This is a genomic window from Rhizobium sp. 18065 (assembly GCF_902706095.1).
Taxonomy (GTDB): Bacteria; Pseudomonadota; Alphaproteobacteria; order Rhizobiales; family Rhizobiaceae; genus Allorhizobium.
In genome coordinates this window covers 125,096-139,339 of sequence record NZ_CACSJP010000004.1, presented here as the reverse complement: position 1 = coordinate 139,339, position 14,244 = coordinate 125,096, and the positions used below count along the sequence as shown (strand labels likewise).

Below are 14,244 nucleotides of genomic sequence, written 5' to 3'. Positions count from 1 at the left end.
GATCTATTTCTGAAGGCAGAGGCGAGCCAGTTCGGTCAGTGGAATGAAGCTTACCGCATGGGAAACGGGAGACCCCGCATGGACAAGACAATTACGAGCACGGCGGAAGCCGTCGCGGATATCGGCGACGGGGCGACCGTCATGATCGGTGGTTTTGGTGGCTCCGGCGCGCCCATCGAACTAATCCACGCCCTCATCGACAGATTTCAGCAGACGGGGAGCCCGAAGAACCTGACGGTGATCAACAACAATGCCGGCAACGGCCGCATCGGCATCGCGGCCATGATCGATGCCGGCATGGTCAGAAAGATGATCTGCTCCTTCCCGCGCTCATCCGATCCCCGCGCGTTCACCGATCGTTATCTGGCCGGTGAAATCGAGCTTGAGCTTGTGCCGCAAGGAACGCTCGCCGAACGCATCCGCGCCGGTGGCGCTGGAATTCCGGCCTTCTACACGCCCACAGCCTACGGAACGGAACTTGCCAATGGCAAGGTCATCGCCGAATTCGATGGCCGTCCTTATGTGCAGGAGCGCTGGCTGAAGGCCGATTTCGCCATCGTCAAGGCGCATGTCGGCGACGTGCACGGCAACCTCACCTACAACAAGGCGGGCCGCAACTTTAACCCGCTGATGTGCATGGCAGCAGCCAGAACCATCGCGCAGGTATCGAGCATCGTGGCCGCTGGCGAGATCGATCCCGAGCAGGTGATCACGCCCGGCATCTTCGTCAATGGCGTCGTCGAGGTTGCCAACCCGCAGCAGGAAGAAGAGCTCATCCGGGCCGGAGTGGTATACGCATGACCATCGACACACACGCAATCGATACCCGTGAAGACATCAAGCTTTCCAATGCCCAGATCGCCTGGCGCGCTGCCCAGGACATCGAAGACGGCGCCTATGTGAACCTCGGCATCGGCTTTCCGGAAATGGTCGCGCGCTACCAGCCGCCCGGCCGCGAAGCGATCTTCCACACCGAAAACGGTATTCTCAATTTCGGCGAACCACCGGCCGAAGGCGAAGAGGACTGGGACCTGATCAACGCCGGCAAGAAGGCCGTGACGCTGAAGCCGGGCGCGGCATTCTTCCACCATGCCGACAGCTTCGCCATGGTGCGCGGCGGCCATCTGGATGTCGCCATCCTCGGTGCCTATCAGGTTGCCCAGAACGGCGATCTTGCCAATTGGCGTGTCGGATCAAAGGGCGTGCCCGCTGTCGGCGGCGCCATGGATCTGGTGCATGGCGCCAAGCAGGTCTTTGTCATCACCGAGCATGTGACCAAGGATGGCAAGCCGAAGCTGGTCGCGGCCTGCACCTTCCCGCTGACCGGCGTCGGCTGCATCACCCGCGTCTACACGAGCCATGCCGTGATCGACATCAAGGACGGCCGCTTCATCGTGCGCGAAAAGCTCGCCGCAATGACCATGGAAGAATTGCAGGCGATGACCGGCGCACCGCTTCATACCGACGGCCCCGTGGCCGACCTCGTCGTCCCGGCACTCTGAAGGATCTGCGATATGACCGAAGCCTATATCTGCGACTATATCCGCACGCCCATCGGCCGTTTCGGTGGCGCGCTCTCCTCCGTCCGCGCAGACGATCTCGGCGCGATTCCGCTAAAGGCACTAATGGATCGCAATGCCGGTATCGACTGGGAAGCTGTCGACGACGTGATCTTCGGCTGCGCCAACCAGGCGGGCGAGGACAACCGCAATGTTGCCCGCATGTCGCTGCTGCTTGCCGGACTTCCGGTCACCGTAACCGGCACCACGATCAACCGCCTCTGCGGCTCCGGCATGGATGCCGTCATCGCGGCCGCGCGCGCCATCAAGGCAGGTGAGGCCGACCTGATGATTGCCGGCGGGGTCGAAAGCATGAGCCGCGCGCCCTTCGTCATGCCGAAGGCCGACACGGCCTTTTCCCGCAACGCCGAGATCTATGACACGACGATCGGTTGGCGCTTCGTCAATCCGTTGATGAAGAAGCAATACGGCGTCGACAGCATGCCCGAGACCGGCGAAAACGTCGCAGAGGACTTTCATATCAGCCGCGAGGATCAGGACGCCTTTGCCGTGCGCAGCCAGAACAAGGCAGCAGCAGCACAGGAGAATGGCCGGCTGGCAAAAGAGATCGTCGCGGTTACGATCCCGCAGCGCAAGGGCGATCCGCTGATCGTCTCGCAAGACGAGCATCCCCGCGCCACCACGATCGAAACGCTGGCCAAGCTCGGCACACCGTTCAAGAAGGAAGGCGGCACCGTGACCGCCGGCAACGCCTCAGGCGTAAACGATGGCGCGGCAGCCCTGATCATTGCCTCCGAAGCGGCCGTCAAGAAATACGGTCTCACGCCGGTCGCCCGCATCGCCGGCGGTGCCACGGCCGGTGTGCCGCCCCGCATCATGGGTTTCGGCCCGGCCCCGGCCTCGAAGAAGCTGCTCGCCCGTCTCGGCCTCAAGCAGGAGCAGATGGATGTCATCGAACTGAACGAGGCCTTTGCCTCGCAAGGACTGGCGACACTGCGCGATCTCGGCATCGCCGATGACGACCCCCGCGTGAACCGCAATGGCGGCGCCATCGCTTTGGGTCATCCGCTCGGCATGTCAGGTGCCCGCATCACCGGCACGGCCGCGCTGGAATTGCAGGAGACCGGCAGCCGCTACGCGTTGTCGACCATGTGCATCGGCGTTGGCCAGGGCATTTCGATCGTCATCGAACGGGTCTGATACCAGAATTCCCGTCGGCGTGTCCGTGCTTATGGCTTGAGGCCTGCGTTACGGATTGAGAAATGTCAGGATCAACTGGTGAACCGCGCCGCCGGGCGACATTTCGACCCGGTCGTAGTCGCCATGGCGCGCCACATGCGCATCGGAAATGGGCTTCAACTGCGCCTGCAATGCCTGGCGCACTTTCTGGCATTGCGGGTCATTCTCGGCCCGTAGTCCGACCGAGATCTGCTCGATCTGCCGCACGAGGTCACGAATGAACTCGCCGTGCAGCTTTTCATGCTTGACGATCCCCTCGTAGAACCGATCCCACTTGGCCTTGGTCTCCGCCGGCAGTTTCTGACTGGGTTTCGGCAGCGTATAGGTAATGATCAACTTCGGTTTGGCCGAAACGAGCACACAGGCCGTGCCCTGCGGCTGGTAGTCGCGCTGCCAGGTCAGCTTGAAATTTGTATGCGCTATCGCCCGGCCGCCGCCAAGCTTAGGCCCTCGCTCGCCGATCGAGGTGTAGAGCTCCATCGGCGCGGTGCCGCTGATCTTGTAGCTCTCTATCTTTTCGGTCGCGACCCAGTCCGCACGAGCCGCGGTTGTGCAGGTCAATACGGCAAAGGCAAGAACAAGGCTGGTTCTGGAAAGAAGGATCACGCGACTTCCGATCGTTGGCAAGGCCCGCATGATTTAGTGCCATTCCCGCTTGAAGGGAAGCCGCTCCACTGGCGCAGTCAGCAACCTCACGCCAAGATCGCTTTCATCTGCCGCACCGTATCGGCATCGGTCCGCCGCGCATTGGCGGGCGAAAAGCCGAAATCGACCAGATCGGCATTCGGTTCCATCGGTTGGCTGCAGGAAGCGTGCAGCTCGAAAATCCCCGGAATGGCGAGGAAAGCGGCCGCATTACCTGGGCGCACGCCGCCACCGGGCATGATTGAAATGCGCCCGCGTCCCACCTCCGCAGCGTGCTGCAGCACCGGCAATCCGGCCTCGGCATGTCGCGCACCACCGGAGGTCAGAATACGCGAAAAACCGAGATGGATCGCCATTTCCACAGCAGCATCAAAATCCGGCACCAGATCGAAGGCGCGATGCAGCGTAACGTCGAGTTTCAAAGCAGCTTTGATCAGCCGCTCCAGAACTGCACGATCCAGAGTACCGTCTGGCCGCGAAGCACCGATGACGACGCCCGCAAGCCCTGCCTCGCACGCGGCTTGGATATCGGCGAGCATGATTGAAATCTCATCGTCCGAATAGACGAAGCCGCCGATGCGCGGGCGGATGATGGCGTTGACCGGGATATGGCATTTGGCAGCCAGCGCCATGAAGCCGCGTGTCGGCGTCAGGCCGCCCACGCCAAGCGCGGAACACAGCTCGATGCGATCAGCTCCGCCGGCAATTGCTGCGGCAAGGCCATCGGCATCATCGACACACACTTCCAGAATTCTCGTCTGCATCCTGCGCCCTTACCTGTCCGTCGCGGCGGCAAATGGTTTGTCCAAGAACCAGAGAAGGAAAATACCGGTCAGGCCCGCGACAGCCCCCAATATAGCCGTTCCCGCATAGTCGCTGACAGCGGTACCGACGGCAAACAGCAAGGAACTCAGTCCACCGCTGACAAAGATATTCACCGCGATCAGCGAACTGCCGAGCCCGGCCCGGTCGGCAATCAGGTTCTGCAGATAGGTGATCGGAATGGCGATGATACCGGCAGCGCCGAGGCCGCTCACCAATGTCAGGACATAGACATCTCTCGGCTGGTCGGCGAGGCCGAGGAAGATCAGGTAGACACAGTAGACGACCGCCCCGGCCGACATCGCCAGCACGGTCGAAGTTCTGGCTTCGACCCAGCCCCAGAACAGGATAAAAATGATCTCGAGAAACGCGACGATGCCGACGATCACCCCGACATCCGCCGTCGTGCCTCCCGCCTTGCCGGTGATGACCAGCGGCAGCACTGCGCCATTGATATGCAGCATGGAGGAAATCAAGGCGATTGCCAGCAGCCGTGACACGACAGAGCGAGAGCCGATCTGGCGGATTGACGCGAAGAAGGAATAGTGCGGCCGGTTTTCGGCAACCGGCGGCGGCTCCTTCGGCATGCCGAAATAGAACAGCGCCAGACAGATCAGGCAGGCAAGGGCCGCCAAAAGATAGGCCGGCAGCATGCTCGGGCCACCGGCAAGAGCGGCACCGACGACACCCGGAACGAGAACCCAAGAGAGAGAAAGAACAGCGCGGATCGCCGAATTGACTGCGATCAGTTCGCGAACCGGCATTCCGGCCGAGACCGCCCGTACATTGGCGAAGATCAGCGAATTGACCGAATTGAACACCGGAATGAAGATCAATGCCGCGACAATGAAAACAAGCTGGGACGGCAGCAGATAGACGATGCCGAAGCCGACAACGCCGAATGTTCCGGCAAACAACATCGGTGAGCGAAAGTGTCCAAGCCGGTCGGCGAGAATGCCGGCGGTCACACTGGCGCTGACATTGACGATGGCAGCCGCAAACATCAACGCCGAATAGACGACGTCCGAAAGTCCCAGCTCACGAATGCCGACGAGCGACATATACGGCGAGGTCGCCGCTCCGGAGAATCCGAAGAAGAAGATCGCAAGCGCACTCACCCGGATGGGTGGATGGCGATAGACAAGCGTCAGGGTCGACAGCATCGGACAATACGTTCACATGGAGGGAGCGTGCCACCTCAGGCGGCACGCAAAAGATGCTTCGCTAGGCGCCGGGGAATCGTGCGGACAGGCGAACCAGGGGTGTATACTCGAAATCCTTGACGAAGGGATAGGTCGGTTGCTGGCGACGTTTGCTCGGCAGAGCCTCGATATCCTGATTGATCACGCCATCGGTGAGCGCCATCAGATTGGGATTGGCGATCGGGCTCAGTTCAGGCGAAAGATAGCCCGATTTCACCACCAGAAGCCTGGCCGTCTGCGGGTCGAGCCCGTGACGGGCGAAATCGGCGATGTTGTGATACGGACGGCGTTTCGCCGCCAGGATAACTGTAATGCCACCGATCTTCACCACAGCCTGACGCTCGGCCGGAACGCCTGTATCATCGAGCCGCAGCACCTTTGCCGTCGTTTCGACGAACGGACTGGCCGGGTCGAGCGAGCCGCCGATTTTCACGCTGATCTCCGCCCCTTCGCCGGCCGCAAAGCAGGCCTCCACCGCCGGCCTGTCGGTAATACCGCCGACCAGAGCGCCGTCGAAATTGCGGGCAATCAGTGCTTTCAGCACATCGCCGCGATCGCCGACACCGCCGCCGGTCGGGTTGTCGCCGGAATCGGCGAGGATCACCGGACGGGTCTCGGTCTTCTCGGCAATGTCGAGCATGTCATCCAGCGACCCGGTCACCGGTCCGAACTGGAAGTCGGAGCGTGCATCCCAGTAGGACTGGGCAATAGCAGTCGCCGCAGTTTCCGCAGCCACCTTATCGATCGCAGTCACGACGGCACAGGCGGTGCCGCGTGGCTCGTCCGCCCAAACGTAACCGACCATCAGATTGGCGTCCCAGATGCCGGCAACCTTGTCGTGCTCCGGCAGCTTGAGATAGAGCCCCTTGGCCGGCTCGTCCTCGGTCGAGGTCCGCTCACCCGGCAACAGCACCGGCACAGGCGCCCAGGCAACGCCGGGCTTCTCGCCGGTGGAAAGAGCCCGAACCAGCATCGACCACGCCCGCACCATGGTTTCGCGCACATCGATATGCGGCGCCGTGCGATAGCCGGCGAAGATGTCGAGCTGGTCGATGATCTTCTGCGTTACATTGCCATGCAGATCATAGCTTGCTGCCACGGGGATATCGGGGCCGACCACCGCGCGCGCAGCCGAAATCCAGTCGCCTTCGGCATCATCCATGCCTTCGACATTCATCGCGCCGTGCATGGCCAGATAGAGGCCATCTACAGGCAACGCATCGCGCAGCAGTTCGAGGAACTGCGCCTTGAAGCCTTCATAGGTGGCGCGTGCAATCGGACCACCCGGAACGGCACGCGCATGCAGCAAAGGATGATGCTCGATATCCTCGGCGTCGAGGAAGTTGAAGTATTCGGCTCCCAGCAGTTCCTCGCCGCGCAGCACGCGGAAATCGTCCGGCTGCATCAGGACCGGCGAGGAGGTGCTGCATTCGGTGTGAATGCCGCCAACGGCGATACGCAAGGTCATATGTTTTCTCCTCAGTAGCGTGGGCTGAGCGGCACGATGGCGGCAAAGCGCAGCCAGTCCTTCCGCGCCTTCGGCGTCCACGCTGCCTCGGCGATGGCCGGCAGGCGCGGGAAGACGAGATGGTTGAAATAGTCGCGATTGAGGAAATGCTCTGACCAGATGCAGGCCTGCACGCCACGCATGCGCGCCGCCAGTTCCGCCGGGAATTCCGCGACGGCTTCATAGGTGTAGGTGTGATGCGGTGGCACGGTCCCGGCCCAGCTCGCGCCCGGCTCCTGCCATTCCGTTGCCTGCACCATGTCGAGGTAATAGGCCTGGCCGGGCGTCATCACGACATCATAACCCTGCTTTGCCAGTTCCAGGCCGACTTCGGGCTTCTGCCAGGCCATCAGCAGCGTGCCTTCCGGATCGACGCCGCCGCCATGGCTGACTTCGTCCCAGCCGGCTAGTTTCTTGCCACGCTCGGCGAGCATCTGCTGGATGCGTTTCATGAAATAGCTCTGCAATCCGAAAGTGCCTTCGATGCCTTCGTCTTCCATAAGCTTCTTTGCCAGCGGAGACGCCATCCAGGTATTGGACGCCACTTCGTCGCCGCCGATATGGATCAGCACCGAGGGGAAGAGTTCGACCATCTCGTCGAACACCTTGCCGAGCACTTCATAGGTATATTCGATCGCCGGGTTCAGCGCATTGTTGGGATAACCCTGCACCGAACGATAGCTGTCTGGCGCTTCCTGTCCATCGACCAGGTCCGGCAGAGCGACAAGTGTTGCCGTGCTGTGACCGGGAATATCGATTTCCGGAATGACCTCGACATGCAGCGCCGTGGCGTGCGCCACCACGTCTTTGACCTCTTCCTGGCTATAGAAGCCGCCGACCGGCTCCGCGCCGTTGCCGAGCTGCGGCAGAAGCGGTTCGTCCGGGCCACGCAGCACGCCGAGCGTGGTCAGTTCCGGATAGGCCTTGATCTCAAGCCGCCAGGCTTCGTCATCGCTCAGGTGCCAGTGGAAGATGTTCATCCGGAACCAGGCGAGAATGTCGATCAGCCGCTTGACGTCATGGGTCGGATAGAACTGGCGCGAGACATCGAGATGGCAACCGCGCCAGCCGTAGCGCGGCTGGTCGGAAATGTTGCCCGAAACCGGGAACCGGAACAGATCAGGCTTGATGCGCGCGCCATGTAACATCTGGGCGAGGATGGTCAGGCCGTATTGCAGGCCGGCGATATCGCCATAGGAAATGGTAACGTCGCTCTGCGAGAAGACAATCCCATAAGCGGAAGCGCCGAGGCTTGGCTTTTCTTCGAAACGCAGCGCACGACCCTCATGCACAGGAGCGAGCGCCAGCGGCGCATGTCCGACGGAAAACAGTCGGCAGAAAAGCCGCAACGCATTTTCGACCGTGCGCAATTCGGCAAGCGAGGCACCCTCCGCCGGATAGAGCGCAACAGGAAAGCTGTCACCGGCAACGAGCGTCGCCTCTGCCGGCCAGGGCAGCATGGCGAAGGGTTCGCTAACCTTGCCTTCCGGCAGGAGAGCCGGCGCCGGCTCGCTATGTTTGCCTTCCAGCATCAGGTCGGCCACCGCCACCGCCATGTGGCTACCATCTGCCAAGGTCAGATAGGCGGATTTCGCCCCATCCGTGCGATGGACTGCCGGCCGATGCAGCCCAGCGACCGTAAAGCACCACGAAGCGCCGGGCTCGAGCACGAAACCCTGCGGCGGCGCGAATTGATGGAAGTTGGCATTGCGATTGACGAACACAGCATTGCTGCAGGCCGCCTTGTCGATGACACGGGTCAAGGACGTATAGGCGACCTTGAAGCCGCTGATGGCAGCGTCGGACAGGTTGACCAGCGTGAAGGTGAAACGACCGTTCTGGCCACCTTCGGTCGGGTGCCATGCGTTTTCAAGACGGAAAAGGACTGGTGCCATGATGGTTCCCCTGGCTTATCGTTGGATCAGTAATGTTCGGATTGCGAGAAGGTGCGCGCGAGTTCCGCCTGGCCTGCGGTGAGGCCACAATCGACCGGAAGGCAGACGCCGGTAATTGCCGCCGCCTGGTCGCCCGACAGGAAGAACACGGCATTGGCAATGTCCTCAGCGGTTGCAATACGCCGCAATGCGTACCAGCGCTTGGCTTCCTCGAAGACCTCAGGATTGGCCGCAGCCCGCACTTCCCAGGCCTGCGTGCGCACCGTGCCGGGCGCCACGGCATTCGCGCGGATGCCGAACTTGCCGTATTCGACGGCAATCAGCTTGGTCAGGTGAATGAGACCGGCCTTGGCTGCGCTATAGGCCGGGTGGCCGAACACGGCCATGCCATTGACCGAGGAGATGTTGATCACCGATCCCTGCGATTGCTTCAACGCCTCGGAGAAAGCCCTGAAGCAGAGGAATGGTGCCTCAAGGTTCAGCGCATTGTCTTTGCGCCAGATATCGCCGTCCGTGTCATGCAGGCTGACGGCACGCGCAGCGCCTGCGTTGTTGACCAGCGTATGCACGAGCCCGAACCCGGCAATCCTTGTCGCCAGCGCGGCAAGCTCTGCCTCGCTGGTCACGTCGCAGCCGAGCGCCACAAAGCGCTCTGCGGGTCCAAGATCGCGCGCCGCCTTTTCCGCCGCAACGACGTCGATATCGACCAGCACCACGACATCGTGGCTGTCGGCAAGACGAAGCGCGATCGCCCGGCCGATATCCCCGGCAGCACCAGTTACAACTGCGACGGAAGACATCAGCGGTCCGCCTTCAGGCAAAACGACGGCAGAAACAGGCTGGACACGGGTCAGTCTCCCAGAAGCTGGCGGTCGTCACCATCGCGGTGCTCGACCAGTTGTTGCTTGATATGGCGCAGCGTCACCTGCGAGAGCTTGCGATTGCGATAGGCAACCAGGCTGGCAATCACATCGACCACCGCCAGATAGGCAAAACGCGTGGAAGTCGGGCGGAAGATATTGTCGCCCTCCGGCAGGTCGATGCCGATCACCAGTTCTGCCGCCTTGGCCACCGGACTGTCGCTCTGGGTCAGTGCGATCGTGGTAATCCCGTTTTCGCGCGCCAGGTTGAAGCATTTGACCAGCTCGGCATTGCGACCCGAAAACGACGAGCCGATGAGCACATCATTGGGACGCGCCGCCGCCGTCAGCATCAGCTGCAGTCCATGGTCGGTACTGACACTGACACGCGAACCCAGCCGGAACAGTCGGTTCTGGAACTCCCCGGCGATCAGCGAGGAATTGCCGCCCGAGCCGAAGGCGTAAACCATCTCGGCACGCGACACGCGATCTGCGACCTTTTCCATCACCGAGGCATCCAGCGAACGATGCACCATGAACAGCGCATTCTGCGCCTTGGTGATCACGTCGGTTGCGACATCGGCCGGTTCGGTGCTCTCGGCTTCCGGGTTGAGATACCGCACACCGACATAGGCGGTGCGCGCCAGATTAACCTTGAAATCGGCAAAGCTCTGGCAGCCGAGGCGCCGGCAGAACCGCGTCACCGTCGGCGGCGAAACTTCGGCGCGCTCGGCAAGCTCGATGATCGAGGCGTTGACGGCAAAGTCGAACTGGCTGAGCAGGATATCCGCGATGCGTTGCTCGGAGGCCGAAAACTGCGGCCCCTCTTCCTGTATCGTCGCAAAGATATCCACTGGCCTGCCCTCTTCTCTATTTCGAAGATTTGTAGGCTATGCAGTCGATCTCGACCTTGCAATCGACCATCATCGACGCCTGTACGCAGGCACGCGCTGGCGGATGCTCGCCGAAATACTGCTGGTAGATCTTGTTGAAGGTCCAGAAATCACGCGGATCATCAAGCCAGACGCCACAGCGCACCACATGCTCGACGCCATATCCGGCCTCGTGCAGGATCTCGATGACATTGGCGATCGTCTTGTGGGTCTGTTCGACAATGCCGCCATTGATGATTTCGCCGTTTTCCATGGCAACCTGGCCGGAAACATGCAGCCAGCCGTCGGCTTCGACCGCCCGCGCAAAAGGAAGACGCTGGCCACCGGCGCCAGCCTTTTCAGCGCCGTAACGTTTGATCGTCATAGGGCTCTCCATGCAAATTATTTTCGTCAATCGTTGACAAACGACCATAAAAAACCGAATTTGACCAGAGAAAAACGCAATCCATGAAAAGATTTTAAAGGCGAGACCTAGAATGCGCGATCCGTTCAAGAATCCCTTTCCCGAAAGCGACACGGCCCGTCACAGCATCTGGGAGATGCTGGTTCCGCGCGACATCGATGCCTTTCTAGCTGCAGACTGGGGCATGGTTGCGGATGATTTCGTCGAGGAAGGCTTCCTCGCCGTCAGCGGCAACCGCGACCAGAATGCCGACAACTGGCGCCTCGCCTTCCCCAATCTCCCCGCCTATCGCGACGAATGGCTGAAACAGGCCAAGGAATTTGCCGGCGAAAGCTATGGCGAAGACACACGCACCGCGATCTTTACCACCACGACACTGGAAGTGATTGAAGTCGAAGGCGAAACGGCGCTGGTGCGCAAGAAGTTCGATGGCGGCATCAAGAAGGCCGACGGCAGCTTTGACGTAATGAAGTGGCAAACGCTCTACTACTGCCGCCTGCACGAAGGCCGCTGGAAGATCTCCGGCTTTACCGGCTACCTGCCCAACCCGATGGGTTAAAACACCGTCCGCTCCGACAACAGATCAGAAAGCCAGCCCGTGCGCATCTTCACAGCCGCTCTTGCAACGGAAACAAACACCTTCTCTCCGATCTGCATCGACCGGCGCGCCTTCGAAGAGTCGCTCTATGCAGCACCCGGGCAGCATCCGGAAACACCGACGCTGTGCACGGCGCCGATCACAGTCGGTCGCAAGGTCTGCGCGCGGAAAGGCTGGACGCTGATCGAAGGCACAGCGACCTGGGCCGATCCGGCAGGCCTCATCAACAAGCAGACCTATGAAGGCCTGCGCGACGAGATCCTCGGCCAGTTGAAGGCCGCCATGCCGGTCGATGCCGTTGTGCTCGGCCTGCATGGCGCCATGGTCGCCGACGGCTACATCGACCCGGAAGGCGATCTGCTCACCCGTATCCGCGAGATTATCGGTTCGGACATTCTTCTCTGCGCCGAACTGGATCCGCACAGCCATCTGACCGCCAAACGTGTTGCCGCCGCCGATTTCTTTGTCGTCTTCAAGGAGTTTCCGCACACCGATTTCGTCGATCGCGCCGAAGATCTGTGGGCGATCGCCGTAGACACGCTGGAAGGCCGCGTTAAACCTGCAATGTCGGTCTTCGACTGCCGGATGATCGACGTCTTTCCGACGTCACGCGAGCCGATGCGCAGCTTTGTTGACAGGCTTATGGCCATCGAAAACGAAGATGACGATGTGCTCTCGCTATCGGTCATCCATGGCTTCATGGCAGGTGACGTTCCGGAAATGGGCACCAAGACCATCGCCGTGACCAATGCAAGGCCGGACAAGGGGGCAGCGCTTGCCCGCGAACTCGGTCTTGACCTGTTCTCCAAGCGCGGCACCTTCATGATGCCGCAGATCGACGAGCGGGAAGCCGTTGCCCGCGCTGCTGCCTATCCCAATGGCCCGGTGGTGCTCGCCGACATGTGGGACAATCCCGGCGGCGGCACGGCAGGCGACGCAACCGTTGTCCTGGCAGAAATACTGGCGCAGGGCATCACCAATGTCGCCGTCGGCATGATCTGGGACCCGATCGCCGTGCAGATCTGCATGGCCGCCGGTGAAGGGGCAGAAATACCCCTGCGTTTCGGGGCGAAATCGGCGCCCGGTACCGGCAATCCGATCGATGGACTGGTGAAAGTGGTCAAGGTGGTGCCGAATGCCGAGATGCATTTCGGCGAAAGCGTCGCGCCATTCGGCGATGCGGCCCATATTCATTTGAACGGCATCGATATCATCCTGAGCAGCGTGCGCGTGCAGAGCTACGACCCGTCGCTGTTTACAGCGCTCGGCATAGACCCGACCAGCAAGCATATCCTTGTGATCAAATCGACCAATCACTTCTATGCGGCCTTTTCAAAGATCGCCTCGGAGATATTGTACTGCTCGGCCGGCACACCCTACCCGAACAACCCGGCCAAAACCGCCTATCGCCGCGTACGCCATGACATCTGGCCGATCATGGCGGATCCGCATGGCACACCTGAAGGACACGAGGCCGCCTGATGCTTGATCTACGCCCAAAAATCGGCGCACCGCTGCACTCCTTGTCGACGCCCCTGCCGCTGATCGACGAGACCCGCCTGGAGGGCAATATTGCCCGCGTTCAGTCCTACATGGACGCCAGCGGCATCGCCTTTCGCCCGCATATCAAGACCCACAAGATCCCGTCGATCGCCAAGGCCCAGGTCGAGGCCGGAGCGAGAGGCATTAACTGCCAGAAGATCACCGAGGCGGAAGTCTTTGCCGATGCCGGTTTCGAAGACCTGCTGATCACCTTCAACATTCTCGGCGCTGAAAAGCTCGAGCGACTCGCCGCCTTGAACGAGCGTATCTCGGGTCTCAAGGTCGTGGCCGACAGTGCAACCACCGTTCAGGGCCTGGCCGACTATTTCGCTCCCCGCAAGCCACTCACTGTTCTGGTCGAGTGCGATACCGGTGGCGGGCGCTGCGGCGTCCAGACCCCGGCCGAGGCCGTGGCATTGGCGCAGATGATCGTGGCCACAACATCACTGACCTTCGCCGGCCTGCTGACCTATCCCAAGGCGAATACCGAGACCGAAGTTGAGGCTTTCTTTGCAGAAACCGTAGCCACGCTTGCGGGATTTGGCATCCCCTGCCCCATCGTCTCCAATGGCGGCTCGCCAAGCCTGTTCTCCGCCCATCTCGTGCCCTCGGCCACGGAGCACCGGGCGGGAACCTATGTCTACAACGATCGCTCGATGTTCCGGGCGGGACACTGCACGCTGGAAGATTGCGCCATGCATATTCTGGCGACCGTGGTTTCGCGCCCGACCGCTGACCGCGCCATTCTCGATGCCGGCTCCAAGACGCTGACTTCGGATCTTCTCGGCTTTGCCGATTTCGGCCTGATTGTCGAGTATCCGCAAGCGTCGATTACCGGCCTGTCGGAAGAACATGGCACGGTCGACCTGTCCAAGATCGAAGGCAAGCGCCCCGAGATCGGCGAAAAGGTACGCATCGTGCCGAACCACACCTGTGTGGTCTCCAATCTGTTCGACAGCATGACCTTCCATCGCAATGGTTTGGTGACGCGTGTTGAGAATGTCGCCGCCCGTGGCCTCGTCTGGTAACAAGCTTTCGGTTGCTACACCGATCGACCTTCCCTAGCTTGCGCAGCAGGAGGACCGGTCGTGTCGGACAAACAACAGAGACCCCATGCC

Annotated in this window: 14 protein-coding genes; 6 read left to right on the top strand and 8 right to left on the bottom strand. The window is 61.1% G+C overall.

The window, feature by feature from the left end:
- Window positions 1-78 precede the first annotated feature (78 nt).
- The 3 genes from GVK95_RS11865 to pcaF are packed head-to-tail and all read left to right on the top strand — an operon-like array spanning window position 79 to window position 2,720.
- Entirely contained in the window at window positions 79-801 is a 723-nt protein-coding gene (locus GVK95_RS11865; RefSeq protein ID WP_159949805.1) for a 3-oxoacid CoA-transferase subunit A, read from the top strand.
- A complete protein-coding gene (locus tag GVK95_RS11860) occupies window positions 798-1,502 on the top strand; it encodes a CoA transferase subunit B (protein WP_159949803.1) in 705 nt (234 codons plus the stop codon). Before GVK95_RS11865 ends, GVK95_RS11860 begins: the two co-directional genes overlap by 4 nt.
- A gap of 12 nt (window positions 1,503-1,514) precedes the next feature.
- On the top strand, window positions 1,515-2,720 hold the full coding sequence (gene pcaF / locus GVK95_RS11855; protein WP_159949801.1) for a 3-oxoadipyl-CoA thiolase: 1,206 nt from the start codon (window positions 1,515-1,517) through the stop codon (window positions 2,718-2,720).
- A 48-nt stretch (window positions 2,721-2,768) separates the two neighbouring features.
- Here pcaF and GVK95_RS11850 read toward each other — a convergent pair whose 3' ends face one another.
- The 8 genes from GVK95_RS11850 to GVK95_RS11815 all read right to left on the bottom strand — a co-directional run bounded on the left by GVK95_RS11850 (window position 2,769) and on the right by GVK95_RS11815 (window position 10,947).
- The gene (locus tag GVK95_RS11850; RefSeq protein ID WP_159949799.1) at window positions 2,769-3,365 is read right to left on the bottom strand and encodes a DUF922 domain-containing protein; all 597 of its coding nucleotides are present in this window, start codon (window positions 3,363-3,365) and stop codon (window positions 2,769-2,771) included.
- Window positions 3,366-3,451: 86 nt separating this feature from the next.
- Entirely contained in the window at window positions 3,452-4,168 is a 717-nt protein-coding gene (locus tag GVK95_RS11845) for a copper homeostasis protein CutC (RefSeq protein ID WP_159949797.1), read from the bottom strand.
- A 9-nt stretch (window positions 4,169-4,177) separates the two neighbouring features.
- Window positions 4,178-5,389 carry an MFS transporter gene (locus GVK95_RS11840; protein ID WP_159949795.1) on the bottom strand — a complete coding sequence of 404 codons (1,212 nt, stop codon included), beginning with the start codon at window positions 5,387-5,389 and terminating at the stop codon, window positions 4,178-4,180.
- 61 nt (window positions 5,390-5,450) lie between these two features.
- Window positions 5,451-6,890, bottom strand: coding sequence for a M81 family metallopeptidase (locus GVK95_RS11835; protein WP_159950280.1), 1,440 nt, complete (start codon window positions 6,888-6,890; stop codon window positions 5,451-5,453).
- 17 nt (window positions 6,891-6,907) lie between these two features.
- Window positions 6,908-8,830 (bottom strand): family 20 glycosylhydrolase, encoded by a 1,923-nt coding sequence (locus GVK95_RS11830; RefSeq protein WP_159949793.1) that lies wholly within the window; start codon window positions 8,828-8,830, stop codon window positions 6,908-6,910.
- A 26-nt stretch (window positions 8,831-8,856) separates the two neighbouring features.
- Window positions 8,857-9,630: an SDR family oxidoreductase gene (locus tag GVK95_RS11825; protein ID WP_200844270.1), complete on the bottom strand. Its 774-nt coding sequence runs from the start codon at window positions 9,628-9,630 to the stop codon at window positions 8,857-8,859.
- 50 nt (window positions 9,631-9,680) lie between these two features.
- Entirely contained in the window at window positions 9,681-10,544 is an 864-nt protein-coding gene (locus GVK95_RS11820; protein WP_159949791.1) for a MurR/RpiR family transcriptional regulator, read from the bottom strand.
- A 16-nt stretch (window positions 10,545-10,560) separates the two neighbouring features.
- Window positions 10,561-10,947, bottom strand: coding sequence for a RidA family protein (locus GVK95_RS11815; RefSeq protein ID WP_159949789.1), 387 nt, complete (start codon window positions 10,945-10,947; stop codon window positions 10,561-10,563).
- A gap of 112 nt (window positions 10,948-11,059) precedes the next feature.
- On the opposite strand from GVK95_RS11815, the gene GVK95_RS11810 reads away from it, so the two are divergent.
- The 3 genes from GVK95_RS11810 to GVK95_RS11800 are packed head-to-tail and all read left to right on the top strand — an operon-like array spanning window position 11,060 to window position 14,154.
- On the top strand, window positions 11,060-11,545 hold the full coding sequence (locus GVK95_RS11810) for a hypothetical protein (protein WP_159949787.1): 486 nt from the start codon (window positions 11,060-11,062) through the stop codon (window positions 11,543-11,545).
- Between the two features lie 39 nt (window positions 11,546-11,584).
- Window positions 11,585-13,066, top strand: coding sequence for a M81 family metallopeptidase (locus tag GVK95_RS11805; protein WP_159949785.1), 1,482 nt, complete (start codon window positions 11,585-11,587; stop codon window positions 13,064-13,066).
- Window positions 13,066-14,154: a D-TA family PLP-dependent enzyme gene (locus tag GVK95_RS11800; RefSeq protein WP_159949783.1), complete on the top strand. Its 1,089-nt coding sequence runs from the start codon at window positions 13,066-13,068 to the stop codon at window positions 14,152-14,154. The genes GVK95_RS11805 and GVK95_RS11800 overlap by 1 nt, the downstream gene beginning before the upstream one ends.
- Window positions 14,155-14,244: the final 90 nt, after the last annotated feature.

Bases quoted from the DNA above. Each gene is read 5' to 3' on its own strand.
- GVK95_RS11825 (WP_200844270.1), bottom strand. From the start codon at position 9,630: ATGTCTTCCGTCGCAGTTGTAACTGGTGCTGCCGGGGATATCGGCCGG.
- GVK95_RS11840 (WP_159949795.1), bottom strand. From the start codon at position 5,389: ATGCTGTCGACCCTGACGCTTGTCTATCGCCATCCACCCATCCGGGTG.
- GVK95_RS11865 (WP_159949805.1), top strand. From the start codon at position 79: ATGGACAAGACAATTACGAGCACGGCGGAAGCCGTCGCGGATATCGGC.
- GVK95_RS11800 (WP_159949783.1), top strand. From the start codon at position 13,066: ATGCTTGATCTACGCCCAAAAATCGGCGCACCGCTGCACTCCTTGTCG.
- pcaF (WP_159949801.1), top strand. From the start codon at position 1,515: ATGACCGAAGCCTATATCTGCGACTATATCCGCACGCCCATCGGCCGT.
- GVK95_RS11815 (WP_159949789.1), bottom strand. From the start codon at position 10,947: ATGACGATCAAACGTTACGGCGCTGAAAAGGCTGGCGCCGGTGGCCAG.
- GVK95_RS11860 (WP_159949803.1), top strand. From the start codon at position 798: ATGACCATCGACACACACGCAATCGATACCCGTGAAGACATCAAGCTT.
- GVK95_RS11845 (WP_159949797.1), bottom strand. From the start codon at position 4,168: ATGCAGACGAGAATTCTGGAAGTGTGTGTCGATGATGCCGATGGCCTT.
- GVK95_RS11810 (WP_159949787.1), top strand. From the start codon at position 11,060: ATGCGCGATCCGTTCAAGAATCCCTTTCCCGAAAGCGACACGGCCCGT.
- GVK95_RS11830 (WP_159949793.1), bottom strand. From the start codon at position 8,830: ATGGCACCAGTCCTTTTCCGTCTTGAAAACGCATGGCACCCGACCGAA.